Here is a 12,847-nt window from a genome sequence, read left to right as displayed (position 1 = left end):
CTTCCGGCAGATTTTCAAAGCAAATAAGCCGTTACTTTTCTAAAAGCTGACGGTTTTCGCTCAAAACATCAGTCCAGCGTAAAATCAAAACGATAGGTTGCCGAAACACCAACCGTCAGCTGATGGCGCGATCCGCGCTCGGATACAAGGCTGGAGCGTGCCGCTTTACCCTGCAATTTAGTATATTCGGCATAAAGGCTGGTTGTGATTTTATCGGTTGTCATCCATGTCACTGCACCACCCAGTCCGGCAGATGTAATTCCCCCGCCATCCGGATCATAAACGGAAAGACCGCTGGCAACGGATTCCTCAGCATTAATACCATAATAGGTATCCAGATATTTCTCTGAAGCAAAAGACATGCGCGGCCCGCCGGAAACACGGATCGCCGGTGTCACATCATAAAATGCATCCCCTGCCAGTTCGCCGACAATACCATTATGCGCCCGAACTCCGTGACGCAGTTCTGAACGCAGACGAAACCAGTCTGTCGGGTAGAATTCCATGAAACCGCCGACCTCACCGCCCCATGGCACATCTTTCAAACCATCGGCCTGACTGCCGCCACGCGCCATCAAAAACTCGCCGGTCAGCCCCACACGAAAATCTTCCATATCCATCAGGGCGAAGGAAATATTATCATTGCGGGATGAAAAGCGCTCGGCAACACCTGTGCGACCAAAAGAAATCAGAGGCTGCGCACTCATTATATATTTGCTGGAGCCTGTAAAACGGGGTTGGCGGTAAAAGTCGCCGCCGACGGTCAGCGACCAGTCACCTGACCAGAAATGTTTTCCTGATGATTGTCCGCCCTCTTCCGCCAAAGCCGGATGAATGAATGATGCAGCAGACAAAACAGCCAATCCGGCAATCCGGAACCGGTTAAACATATTACGCAAAACGCATACTCCAGACGCCATTTGCAGGCGGACAAACAGGTATACGGTTATTTTTCAAGTAAAGCGGTAAATATATTCTGAAATATTGAGATCAATTCAGCTGCGGGAGAATGTCAGATAGGAATCCAGCAAAGAAAGCGGCTGTACAGCGGATAATATTGCCCGCGCTTCAGCTTCATCCTGCCGCATCTGCACCATCAATGCATCAAGCGAATCGAATTTTTCTTCTCCGCGTAAATAAGCAAAGAAAGATACAGAGCAGAATTCGCCGTAGAGATCGCCTGAGAAGTCAAACAAGAATGTCTCAAGCAATGCGCAACCGTCACTGTCCACGGTCGGACGGCGGCCAAAACTGGCAACACCATCATAAAGCGTGCCGTCAGCACGGCGGAAACGCACAGCATAGATACCGTGCTTCAGATTGGTCTGCTCCGGCAGCGCCATATTGGCTGTCGGAAAACCAAGCGTGCGCCCCAGCTGCTTGCCTTTAATTACAGTACTGGCGAGCGTGTAGCGATAGCCCAACAGTCCCGCGGCTCCCGCCACATCACCTTCAGCCAGATGGGAGCGAATGCGCGAGGAGGAAACCACCTCGCCGCCCTCATCGGTAAAAGGCTCAATCAGTGTGACGCCGAAACCGTGTTTCTCGCCCGCCTGTTTCAAAAATTCCGGATTACCCTGCCGCTTTTTGCCGAAGTGAAAATCAACACCGGTAATGACTTCCGATGCACCCAGCCGTTCGATCAATGCCTGATCGATGAATTCCTGCGCACTCAGGCAGGAAAATCCGGCATCAAAGCCCTGCTCCACCACAACATCAAAACCGAGCAAACCCAGAATAGCCGCCTTTTCCTGCGCATCAGTCAGGCGATCAACCGGCTGATCCGGATTGAAAAAACTGCGCGGATGCGGCTCAAATGTCAGCACAACAGCCGGACAATTGCGCTCTTTGGCCTGTTGCAGGGTTTTCTCAAGCACAGCCTGATGACCGCGATGCACACCGTCAAAATTGCCGATTGCCACGACGCCGCCGCGCATATGCGCAGGCAGCGGCTCACTGCCGTTCACACCGCAGGTGAGACGAAGAATTGCGGATTTTGCAGCAAATTCTGAAGGCATCGCAGTCATTGAGTTGTTTCAGATCAGTTGTTCAGGGATTAAAAACTTCCGGCAATCACACCAGATAACGCATCACTGCTGCCGGTGCCTCACCGTGACGGCCAAGAAATGCCAGCAGCTTGTCGTGATCGACTTCGCCCTTGGCCACATAATCAGCCGCGTGAATACCGCCGGAAATATACAGAACGTCCACGCCGTAATTCTGCGCGCCTTTCACATCGGTCAGCATACCATCGCCGATAGCAAGGATGCGGGATTTATCAACAGGCTTGCCGGTCAGTTTTTCTGCGGCCTGCATTGCAGCCGCATAAATCGGGTGATGCGGCTTACCGGCGATGAGCGTACGACCGCCGAGCTGCGTATAATCACGCGCCAGTGCACCGGCACACCAGATCAGGCGGGTGCCGCGTTCCACAACAATATCAGGATTGGCGCAGATGAATGGCAGATTGCGCGAACGGAAACGCTGCAACAGTTCGGCATAATCTTCCGGCTTTTCCACTTCGTCATCGACCAGACCGGTACAGACAACACCGGATGCCTCATATTCTTCAACCAGCTCCACATCCAGCCCGTCATAAATCGCCAGTTCGCGCTCAGGCCCCAGATGATAGATTTTGCGCGGGCCCGCAGCGATCAGATCACGGGTAACATCACCGGATGTCACGATCTGGTCGTAGCTCTCATTGGTGATGCCCATCATTTCCATCTGGGCGGCAACACCGGGAAAAGGGCGCGGCGAATTGGTAATCAGCACCACTTTGACACCGGCTTCACGGGCACGTTTCAGAGCATCCGCAGCCGGACGATAGGCTTCCACCCCATTATGCAACACGCCCCAGACATCACTGAAGATCACATCATAGCGGTCAAAAAGATCATCGAGTTTCGCCGGATGCAGCATAAAACTATCCTTAAATCAATTATCTCCGCGGCTAAACGGAGCACAGGCGCACCATTCGCGCGCACGGATCTGCATGAAAGACGCGGTTAAAGCCAAAGCTTCAGGCGCCGGATTTTATAAATGCTCTAAACCAACAGGCAGCATATGTCACCCGTTTTACGTGAGCGAAAATATCACAACACTGTTTATATTTTGACGCAGCACGGAACCACGTCGCTCATGTTTCATTAACTCTACCCTGTACCCAGTTTTTTTACTGTGTTTCGTGACGGCTTGTTAGAACCAATCCATTACCATCAGAGAAAATGAAAAGATTGAATCGCGTTTCCTGTCTTGCCTGCCGTTTTCTGAAACGTCACGCGACCGGAAACAGACGGATAATAAGAAGACTATATTCCGGCCTGTGCCGGCAGGAGAGACTATGCGTTGCGTAAAAAGCCCAAAACAGCGATCCGGCAGTTTTTCTGCACTGATAATGCGGTTTCGCAGAAACCAGACCGGCGCTATTGCCCCGCTTTTCGCATTGATGCTCCCACCTATTCTTATAGGAATGATGCTGGCGATTGACACTGCCAATCTGATGCGTGTGCGCGGAAATGTTCAGCATTCCTTAGATGCTGCGGGACTGGCTGTAGGGAAACGCTTCACTATCGTTTCTGAAGAAAACCAGATCCGTGAGTTTGGCAAAAGAATATTCGAAGCCAATCTGCGTGCCATTGAACCGGAGAGAACCGAATTTACTCTGGATTTTCCAAAAGGTCGCGATTCCGATCAGCAAATTGTAGTCAACGCCTCCTTCCGGTATATCTCCTTTTTTGGCAGAGCAGTACAATCATTGTCTTCAGGTAATACTGATTGGGACAAATATACTTATTCAATGTCTGCAACTGTGCGCCTTAAGAATACATTGGAAGTCGCTCTTGTACTGGATAATTCCGGCTCGATGGCTGAGCGCGGCTCGGGCTCAGGTCTCAAGCGCATCGACTTGCTAAAACAGGCATCATCTCAGCTCGTGGATAAGCTGGCAGATCAGGCCAAACTCATTACGCATCTTGAAAATCCGGTACAGTTTTCACTGGTTCCGTTTGCCGCTTCCGTCAATATCGGCCCTGAAAACCAGACCCAGTTATGGATGGATCAGACCGGCATTTCGCCGGTTCATTATGAAAACTTCACTATGCCTACGGCAAACAACCCCGTCACCGTCGGACGCAATAAGAATATCGTTTTCCGTGATAACGCCTATTTCAAAGAAGGGTCAGGATGGGGTAGTGAAAACAGCCATTATTTCACGCGGTTCAGTCTGTATAATGACATGCAGACAACACGCGGGAGAGCATATACAAGCTGGAAAGGTTGCGTAGAAGCGCGCCCGGGCGAGTATGGAATCAATGCGGATCGCCCGTCAGTTGATAAACCTGACACGATGTATGTGCCGATGTTCGCCCCTGATGAATATGACTCCAGTCGCTCTCTGAACCATTGGTGGTCGGATAATGGAGGACGCTACGACAGCCATCAAACAATGCAGCGGGATTTGAAAAAATACTACATCGCGCAGAACACATCCGGCGAAGGTACAACCGGCCCCAATTACAGCTGCACAACAACGCCGATCACTACACTTACAGATGTAACAACTGACAATGGCCTGAGAGCGGTAAAAAATGCCATTGCCAAAATGCAACCGGATGGCGGTACAAACGTACCGGAAGGCATGGTCTGGGGATGGCGCACGCTCATTCAAAACTCTCCATTTACAGGTGGCAGGGCTACTTCTCAGCGAGGGAACGATAAGGTTGTTATAGTTCTGACCGATGGTGCCAACACTTATTATCGTTACAACTCACTCGGCGGTACGGATAATGCAAACAACATATCCAACTATTCATCGCTGGGATATACCGCAGTCAGAACCACGGGTTATGACAGAACACGTATTTTTCAGGAGGCACGCGGCGCCAGCAATGTTCATGACAATGCCAATTATACTGAAGCACTGAATGCACGCTTTAAAAGGCTATGCGAGCTTGCAAAACAGGACAAAATCATGGTGATGACAGTTGCGCTTGATCTGCGGCAGAACAATGCGACAGATCGCAAGCAGATGGAAATCATGAAAGAATGCGCATCGGATTCTCGCGTTCGCTTCGATCCGGCAGCTCCGACAAAACGCGCCAAGCTTTTTTGGAATACAACCGGTAGCGAGCTGGAACAGACATTCCGCGAAATTGCTGATGAATTATCCAATCTGCGTATTGTCCGATGATTGATGAGAAAAACCACGGCGCGGTTACACAGAGCCCGCCGTGGTTTTATTTTCTCACCCTTCCAACAGAGTTCATACTGCTTTCACATTCAGGCAATAATATCTGAAACCCAGCGACACGCTTTTGAGACATGTAAATTTGTTGCCGTCAGGCACTTATAAATCCGCAGGACGGGCATCATATTTGTGCCTAAGCATCTGACTTACGATGCCCCCTGTCAGTTTTTACAGGGTTTATCACCGGCAATATTGTCTTTTATGCCCGCCGGAAACCTTGACTCCGAAACGGCTCTTTCCTATATCAAAAGCACGTTAGCACTCACACAAAGAGAGTGCTAATAATCCACGGGCTGAAAGGCCTTCAACTCATTTTGCTGCCTTATTTCAAGGCGTATTTTCAAGGGTTATATCCATGGCAGAGATCAATTTCCGCCCTCTTCATGACCGCGTTGTCGTTCGTCGTGTAGAATCGGAAGCAAAGACAGCCGGTGGCATCATTATTCCTGATTCAGCCAAAGAAAAGCCGTCTGAAGGCGAAGTTGTCGCCGTTGGTTCCGGTAACCGCGATGAAAGCGGCAAGCTGGTTGCTCTGGACGTTAAAGCTGGCGACCGCGTTCTGTTCGGCAAATGGTCCGGCACAGAAGTGAAGATCGGCGGCGAAGACCTGCTGATCATGAAAGAATCCGACATTCTCGGAATCATCGCCTGATTTTCGATTTAGCCTGAGCAGTTCATAGCCCGGGCTTATTCATCATCCCTTTTCAACAGTTCAAATCGGGAAGCCTTGAAGGCAAGACCTCAGGCTCCAGGAGAGAAAAATGGCTGCTAAAGACGTAAAATTCGGTCGTTCAGCGCGCGAAAAAATGCTGCGCGGCGTCGATATCCTTGCAGATGCTGTTAAAGTAACGCTCGGCCCTAAAGGTCGTAACGTTGTTATCGACAAATCTTTCGGTGCGCCACGCATCACCAAAGACGGTGTATCGGTTGCCAAAGAAGTAGAACTTGAAGACAAGTTCGAAAACATGGGCGCACAGATGCTGCGCGAAGTCGCAAGCAAGACCAATGACACTGCCGGTGACGGTACAACAACCGCGACCGTTCTCGGTCAGGCTATCGTTCAGGAAGGCGCAAAAGCTGTTGCTGCCGGCATGAACCCGATGGATCTGAAGCGCGGTATTGATCTGGCTGTGACCGAAGTTGTTGCAAACCTTCTCGGCAAAGCTCAGAAAATCAACACTTCTGAAGAAGTTGCTCAGGTTGGCACCATCTCCGCTAACGGCGAAGCTGAAATCGGCCGCATGATTGCGGAAGCAATGCAGAAAGTCGGCAACGAAGGCGTTATCACTGTTGAAGAAGCCAAGACAGCTGAAACCGAGCTGGAAGTTGTTGAAGGTATGCAGTTTGACCGCGGCTACCTGTCTCCTTATTTCGTAACCAACCCAGAAAAGATGGTTGCAGAACTGGAAGACGCTTACATCCTTCTGCACGAAAAGAAGCTTTCCAACCTGCAGGCTCTTCTGCCGGTTCTCGAAGCTGTTGTTCAGACCTCCAAGCCACTCGTCATCATCGCTGAAGACGTAGAAGGTGAAGCACTGGCAACTCTGGTTGTTAACAAGCTGCGCGGCGGCCTGAAAATTGCTGCTGTTAAGGCTCCGGGCTTCGGCGATCGTCGTAAGGCAATGCTCGAAGATATCGCTATCCTCACCGGTGGTCAGGTTATCTCCGAAGATCTCGGCATCAAGCTGGAATCCGTGACCCTCGACATGCTCGGCCGTGCGAAGAAAGTTGCGATCACCAAAGAAAACACAACTGTTGTTGATGGTGCCGGTTCGAAAGCTGAAATCGAAGCCCGCGTTGGCCAGATCAAACAGCAGATCGAAGAAACTTCTTCCGACTACGACCGCGAAAAGCTGCAGGAACGTCTTGCCAAGCTCGCCGGCGGTGTAGCAGTTATCCGCGTTGGCGGTGCAACTGAAGTTGAAGTTAAAGAACGCAAAGACCGCGTTGACGATGCTCTGAACGCAACCCGCGCTGCGGTTGAAGAAGGTATCGTACCTGGTGGCGGTACTGCCCTGCTCCGCGCATCGGCCAAGATTACCGTTACAGGTATCAATGCTGATCAGGACGCCGGTATCAACATCATCCGTCGTGCGATCCAGGCTCCTGCCCGTCAGATCACCACAAACGCCGGTGAAGAAGCATCCGTAATCGTTGGTAAGATCCTCGAAAACGCTTCCGAAACCTTTGGTTACAACACTGCAACCAACGAATATGGCGATCTGATCAAAGCTGGTGTTGTTGATCCGGTTAAAGTTGTACGTACTGCCCTGCAGAACGCAGCTTCTATCGCTGGTCTGATGATCACCACCGAAGCCATGATTGCTGAACTGCCGAAGAAAGACGGCGGCATGCCAGCAATGCCAGGCGGCGGCATGGGCGGCATGGGCGGCATGGACTTCTAAGAAGTCCATAAAGCTCGCCCATGAGAGAATAAGCCTGCACCGCAAAGCGGTGCGGGTAGCGGCATGGATTTCTAAGAAGTCTATAAAGCTCGTTTACCAAAATAATCAGAGCTGCAAAGCAGTTCTGAAACGAGAAAGCCTCCGATTTATCGGAGGCTTTTTTTATATCAAAACACTAAAATCTGCACGGCATAGCGATGCGGCACAGGATATAGCTTGCCTTATGCATTTAAGCTGTTTATGTAACCTCTCCGTTTTTCAGGAGAGATATTTCTAAATAAATTGTAACCAATGCGATTAGCGACCATCACAATTGCAATGCATTATTTTTTTAAAGTTACTGTACTTAATGATAACTCAAAATTATTTTAGTATCTCCTTAAGGATCAGGCTTTAAAGATTGAAAATCTGCAGCTTGCGCTGGTCGGCACTCCTATTTGCCCCCGCTTGAAGGAACTGCTGACCGCGCATAGGGAAGACGGGGAAACCCGTCTTCCCACGCCTTTCTCAGCACAATTTCCGCTTTTCACAAGTCATATATAAGAGCTCCGATATGCCGCTTGCGCCTGTGAAGCTCATAGTTCAGCCTGTTGGCTGGCCGCTTCATCTCAGTACTCTGTTTTACATATAAATGCTTCACACTGTCCGGAATGCGCTATAGGTTTGTATTTACAAGCTTCGCTGTTCTGATCTGGACAGTGCTTTCATTGCACCGCAACGGAGGGAAGACGAATGCGTAAAGAACACCCTATTACAACGGCACCGCAGGACGGACGCACAGTCACGGTACTCTGGACAGACTTTGATGGTCAGCTCAATGAATCCCCTGCCCGTTATCGCCGGCTTGAACAGCTTCAAAAAGCCGGTGGCGACTGGAATGAAAGCGATACCGGCTGGTGGACTTTCATTGACAGCACAACCCAGAAAAAAATCGACCCGACTGCCTGGATAGAAAATCCGGATGATGAGGCCGAGGACGACTGAACCGCCTTTAATATTGCACGCGCAATAACGGCACCGCACTGAAAATATTAAACTTATTTTCACTCGCGATCGTGCAGAAGCCTACACAAAACTGTGTTTTGCACGGTCTCGCAATACTTGTAACCGATACCATATGACACTCTGACATCTTCCCAGAATACAGAACTTCAGGAGCTGTAAATGTCTGACCAACGTACCGAAACCGATAGTTTCGGCCCTATCGCTGTTGATAATGATCGTTACTGGGGTGCGCAGACCCAGCGCTCTCTGCAAAATTTTAAAATCGGAACAGATCGCCAGCCACTGCCGCTCATTCATGCACTCGGCATTGTCAAACAGGCCGCAGCAGAGACAAATATTGCTCTGGGCAAACTTGATCCGGTCTTAGGCCGCGCCATTACTGTGGCTGCTGCAGAGGTTGTTGAAGGCAAGCTGGACGACCATTTTCCGCTGGTGATTTATCAGACCGGTTCCGGCACCCAGTCGAACATGAATGTCAACGAGGTGATCTCCAACCGCGCGATTGAAATGCTCGGCGGCACGATCGGCAGCAAAAAGCCGGTTCACCCGAATGACCATGTGAATATGGGGCAATCCTCCAATGACAGTTTCCCGACTGCCATGCATATTGCCACGGCGATTGAAGTCACATCCCGCCTACTGCCAGCCATCGATCATCTGATTGATGCACTGAAAGCTAAAGAAGAGAAATTCGCGCATCTGATTAAGATCGGCCGCACCCATACGCAGGATGCCACACCGGTGACTTTGGGACAGGAATTCTCAGGTTACCGTGCGGCGGCAGAATATGGCAAGCACCGTATTGTGCAGAGCCTGACAGATGTTTATCTGCTGGCACAGGGCGGCACAGCGGTCGGCACAGGGCTGAATTCAGCAAAGGGTTTTGATACCGGCTTTGCTGATGCGGTTGCCAATATTACCGGCCTGCCATTTAAAACCGCCCCGAATAAATTCGAGGCACTCGCCTCCCACGGCGCTCTGCTCAATCTTCATGGCAGTCTGAATGCGCTTGCCGCCGATCTGTTTAAGATTGCCAATGATATCCGCTTTCTCGGTTCCGGCCCCCGCTCCGGCCTCGGCGAATTGCAATTGCCGGAAAATGAGCCGGGTTCATCGATCATGCCGGGCAAAGTCAATCCGACACAGGCAGAAGCACTGACCATGGTTGCCACACAGGTTTTCGGCAACCACACCACCGTCACAGTTGCTTCCAGTCAGGGGCATTTTGAGCTGAATGTTTTCAAGCCGGTGATTGCGGCCAATGTGCTGCAATCTATCCGTTTGCTGGCTGACGGCATGAATTCCTTTGTCGATCATTGTATTGACGGGATTGAAGCCAATGAAGCCCGCATCCATGAACTGATGGAAAATTCACTGATGCTGGTGACGGCTCTCGCACCGCAGATCGGCTATGACGCAGCAGCAAAAATCGCCAAGACTGCCCATCATAATGGCACGACTTTGCGCGAAGAAGCCTTGAAAAGTGGTCTTGTCAGTGAAGCAGAATATGAAGCTTTAGTGCGTCCGGAACTGATGTTACACCCTGCATAAACTGCTCTGCATGATGAATGAATTGCAGCCCGTAACAGCGCACTGTTACGGGCTGCTTTCTTTTATAAGCTCTTGTAACCTTAACTTGCTATCAACGCAGGGCTATCGGTGTTAAATTTCAACATGCTATTTTAGGGTTCACTATTGATGAACAATATGTCAATATCTGTCTATATTTACAATACAGTCACTTATTAGTTATCCATTGCGCAACAGCAATTCATGCTGCGCACAATGAGCCTGCAGCATAAATCACTTTTCTATTGTTAACTTTTATTGCCTGGAAGCCTCTTACCCTCCTCCAGCAATATATCATCCGGAGCCTCATAATGAGCACTGTTTCCGCCTCCCAGAATTCCATTATTATTCTGATCTCCCGCGTTTTTCTTGCTATTCTTTTCATTCTTGCAGGTTGGGGCAAGCTGACTGGCCTTGAAGGCACTGCGCAATATTTCGGTGCGATCGGCCTGCCAATGCCAAGCGTGACCGCAGTTCTCGTTGGTCTGGTTGAATTTGTTGGCGGCCTCGCCATTCTGATCGGTTTCCAGACCCGTATCGCAGCGGTCGTTGTTGCCCTGTTCACCATCGGCGCCACACTGGTAGCCCATATGGACTTTGCCGAAGGCATGAACGCACTGATGGCACAGAAAAATCTCGCAATTGCAGGTGGTCTGCTTCTGCTCGCCGTAACCGGTGCCGGTGCATATTCAGTAGACCGTCGCGGTCGCTAATAGCTGAACACTTCTACCTATCAAAAAGGCCGCAATTCATGAGAATTGCGGCCTTTTCTTTTTAAATATGTAAGCTTATTTCAAACTGTCACAGATACGGCTGATAATTTCCGTCACCCGCGGATTATCCAGGCTGCGGCGCGCAGAAACCAGACAAGCCTGCGATTTCAGCATAATGCCATCATCCAGAATTTTCAGTCTATTGGCTCGTAATGTCGAACCGGTCGATGTGATATCAACGATAATATCCGCAGAACCGGCTGCCGGTGCACCTTCGGTCGCACCCAAGCTCTCAACAATACGGTAAACCTGAATACCGTGCTTCTGAGAGAAGAACTGCTGTGTCAGCCGCCAATATTTGGTGGCAATCCGCAAACGGCGACCATGACGCTGACGGAAATCCGCAGCCACATCATCAAGATCGGCCATTGTCGCCACATCGTGCCAGACTTCCGGCACGGCAACGATTACATCCGCATGACCAAAGCCAAGCTGCGTTTCAATCTGCACTTTTTCATCTGCACGCGCCAGCGTCTCACGGATCAGGTCTTCGCCGGTTACACCGAGATCAACTGTCCCATAACCCAGTTCACGGGCAATTTCTGACGCAGAGAGAAACAGAATATCCACATCATCCACGCCTTCAATACGGGCGCGGTAATTGCGGTCATCTTCCGGCAGAACGACATGCAATCCGGCTTTCGCCATCACTGCAATTGTTTGCTCTTTCAGACGGCCTTTGGAAGGCAAAGCCAGTGTTACAGTCATGAGCGCGCTCCTGTCTGTGTTGCCTCGGCACATTTTTGTAAACGGTCGAGCCAGATGGAGAAACCAACACCGGAAATACGCTCTTTCGCGCCCAGCATTGTCAGCAAACGGTCATAACGTCCGCCACCGACAATCACACCGCAATCAGCATCACGACTGGTAATTTCGTAAACCAGACCGGTATAATAATCGAGCGGACGGCCAAAACCTGCATCATAAGTGATGATGCCGAGATCAATACCAGCCTTATGCATTTCCTCAACACGTTTGCCGAAGCTCTGCAATGCAGCGCCGAGATCAAGACCGTTTTGTTCAGCAAATTCTGTCAGCTGTACAGTCGCCTGTTCCAGCGGCACGCGAATGGACAGGAATGTCTTAAGTGCTGTCAGCACCCGATCTGCCAGCTGAACCGCAGCCAGTTGCTGCTTCTCCATCAGACGCCGTGCAATCTCAGAAGGACTGCGGCCCGCGGCTGGCGAAATACCTGCAACCTGCATTTCCTGTGCAAGTGCAGTGACCAAAGCATCTTCGCCCTGTTCATCCACAATCTGACGCAAACGCTCAGGAATGACATTACCAAGACGCGGTGATGCCAAATCCTGCAAGGCCTGTTCCAGCAGTTCAGCACTACCAAAAGCACGCGCCAGCTTTTTCTGCCAGCCGCGTGGCAGGCCGAGAGATGCCAGAACAGCTTCAAACACAGACTGATCGCCGAGCAGCACCTGCAATGACGCATTAGGAGCCGCCTGATGCACAGCATTCAACGCATCGCTCAGCGAGCGCGCATCGGAGGCCGGTTCATTATCGCCGCCAAGATCTTCAATACCGGCCTGATGAAAACTGGTGCCGCCTTCACGACGCTGACGGAAAACCTCGCCAATATAAGAATAGCGCTTCGGCGTGGCTGCATTCAGCGCAATATGATTGCGGCAGACCGGAATGGTGAATTCCGGACGCAGACACAGGCTGTCGCCATTTTCATTCTCGGTCAGAAAAATCCGGCTGCGCAGATCCTCACCGGCCATATCAAGAAACGGGTCGGCCGGTTGCAGGATCGGAATATCAACGGCTTCACTCGACGTGGTTGCAAAATAAGACGCCAGATCAGCGGCAATATCTGCTGTTTGACGATTGCTCAT

Annotated in this window: 11 protein-coding genes; 6 read left to right on the top strand and 5 right to left on the bottom strand. The window is 50.7% G+C overall.

The window, feature by feature from the left end:
* Positions 1–68: 68 nt before the first annotated feature.
* From LDL70_RS03160 to LDL70_RS03150, 3 genes are all read right to left on the bottom strand, one after another.
* A complete protein-coding gene (locus tag LDL70_RS03160; protein ID WP_075654414.1) occupies positions 69–890 on the bottom strand; it encodes a MipA/OmpV family protein in 822 nt (273 codons plus the stop codon).
* A 105-nt stretch (positions 891–995) separates the two neighbouring features.
* Positions 996–2,018 (bottom strand): bifunctional riboflavin kinase/FAD synthetase, encoded by a 1,023-nt coding sequence (locus tag LDL70_RS03155; RefSeq protein WP_225688351.1) that lies wholly within the window; start codon positions 2,016–2,018, stop codon positions 996–998.
* 55 nt (positions 2,019–2,073) lie between these two features.
* On the bottom strand, positions 2,074–2,922 hold the full coding sequence (locus tag LDL70_RS03150) for a TIGR01459 family HAD-type hydrolase (protein ID WP_151158391.1): 849 nt from the start codon (positions 2,920–2,922) through the stop codon (positions 2,074–2,076).
* 550 nt (positions 2,923–3,472) lie between these two features.
* Here LDL70_RS03150 and LDL70_RS03145 point away from each other — a divergent pair.
* From LDL70_RS03145 to LDL70_RS03120, 6 genes are all read left to right on the top strand, one after another.
* Positions 3,473–5,191, top strand: coding sequence for a hypothetical protein (locus LDL70_RS03145; protein WP_370637763.1), 1,719 nt, complete (start codon positions 3,473–3,475; stop codon positions 5,189–5,191).
* 412 nt (positions 5,192–5,603) lie between these two features.
* Positions 5,604–5,900 carry a co-chaperone GroES gene (groES, locus tag LDL70_RS03140; protein ID WP_022711248.1) on the top strand — a complete coding sequence of 99 codons (297 nt, stop codon included), beginning with the start codon at positions 5,604–5,606 and terminating at the stop codon, positions 5,898–5,900.
* A gap of 109 nt (positions 5,901–6,009) precedes the next feature.
* Positions 6,010–7,653, top strand: coding sequence for a chaperonin GroEL (groL, locus tag LDL70_RS03135; protein WP_075654413.1), 1,644 nt, complete (start codon positions 6,010–6,012; stop codon positions 7,651–7,653).
* Between the two features lie 732 nt (positions 7,654–8,385).
* Positions 8,386–8,637, top strand: a complete 252-nt coding sequence (locus tag LDL70_RS03130) for a hypothetical protein (RefSeq protein WP_075654411.1) — start codon at positions 8,386–8,388, stop codon at positions 8,635–8,637.
* 180 nt (positions 8,638–8,817) lie between these two features.
* Positions 8,818–10,209 (top strand): class II fumarate hydratase, encoded by a 1,392-nt coding sequence (gene fumC, locus LDL70_RS03125; protein WP_151158393.1) that lies wholly within the window; start codon positions 8,818–8,820, stop codon positions 10,207–10,209.
* A gap of 329 nt (positions 10,210–10,538) precedes the next feature.
* A complete protein-coding gene (locus LDL70_RS03120) occupies positions 10,539–10,940 on the top strand; it encodes a DoxX family protein (protein ID WP_075654409.1) in 402 nt (133 codons plus the stop codon).
* A gap of 75 nt (positions 10,941–11,015) precedes the next feature.
* On the opposite strand, the gene hisG is transcribed toward LDL70_RS03120, so the two are convergent.
* Positions 11,016–11,708: an ATP phosphoribosyltransferase gene (gene hisG / locus LDL70_RS03115; protein ID WP_151158395.1), complete on the bottom strand. Its 693-nt coding sequence runs from the start codon at positions 11,706–11,708 to the stop codon at positions 11,016–11,018.
* Positions 11,705–12,847, bottom strand: coding sequence for an ATP phosphoribosyltransferase regulatory subunit (locus LDL70_RS03110; protein WP_255618299.1), 1,143 nt, complete (start codon positions 12,845–12,847; stop codon positions 11,705–11,707). Before LDL70_RS03110 ends, hisG begins: the two co-directional genes overlap by 4 nt.

Source organism: Pseudochrobactrum sp. XF203, assembly GCF_020341615.1.
Lineage (GTDB): Bacteria > Pseudomonadota > Alphaproteobacteria > Rhizobiales > Rhizobiaceae > Pseudochrobactrum > Pseudochrobactrum saccharolyticum.
The sequence above is the reverse complement of the archived record's forward strand: the minus strand, read 5'-3'. Positions and strand labels throughout refer to the sequence as shown.

What these genes read in the sequence shown, in the direction of transcription:
- LDL70_RS03160 (WP_075654414.1), bottom strand. Translation starts at nt 890, where the DNA reads ATGTTTAACCGGTTCCGGATTGCCGGATTGGCTGTTTTGTCTGCTGCA.
- LDL70_RS03155 (WP_225688351.1), bottom strand. Translation starts at nt 2,018, where the DNA reads ATGCCTTCAGAATTTGCTGCAAAATCCGCAATTCTTCGTCTCACCTGC.
- LDL70_RS03150 (WP_151158391.1), bottom strand. Translation starts at nt 2,922, where the DNA reads ATGCTGCATCCGGCGAAACTCGATGATCTTTTTGACCGCTATGATGTG.
- LDL70_RS03145 (WP_370637763.1), top strand. Translation starts at nt 3,473, where the DNA reads ATGATGCTGGCGATTGACACTGCCAATCTGATGCGTGTGCGCGGAAAT.
- groES (WP_022711248.1), top strand. Translation starts at nt 5,604, where the DNA reads ATGGCAGAGATCAATTTCCGCCCTCTTCATGACCGCGTTGTCGTTCGT.
- groL (WP_075654413.1), top strand. Translation starts at nt 6,010, where the DNA reads ATGGCTGCTAAAGACGTAAAATTCGGTCGTTCAGCGCGCGAAAAAATG.
- LDL70_RS03130 (WP_075654411.1), top strand. Translation starts at nt 8,386, where the DNA reads ATGCGTAAAGAACACCCTATTACAACGGCACCGCAGGACGGACGCACA.
- fumC (WP_151158393.1), top strand. Translation starts at nt 8,818, where the DNA reads ATGTCTGACCAACGTACCGAAACCGATAGTTTCGGCCCTATCGCTGTT.
- LDL70_RS03120 (WP_075654409.1), top strand. Translation starts at nt 10,539, where the DNA reads ATGAGCACTGTTTCCGCCTCCCAGAATTCCATTATTATTCTGATCTCC.
- hisG (WP_151158395.1), bottom strand. Translation starts at nt 11,708, where the DNA reads ATGACTGTAACACTGGCTTTGCCTTCCAAAGGCCGTCTGAAAGAGCAA.
- LDL70_RS03110 (WP_255618299.1), bottom strand. Translation starts at nt 12,847, where the DNA reads ATGAGCAATCGTCAAACAGCAGATATTGCCGCTGATCTGGCGTCTTAT.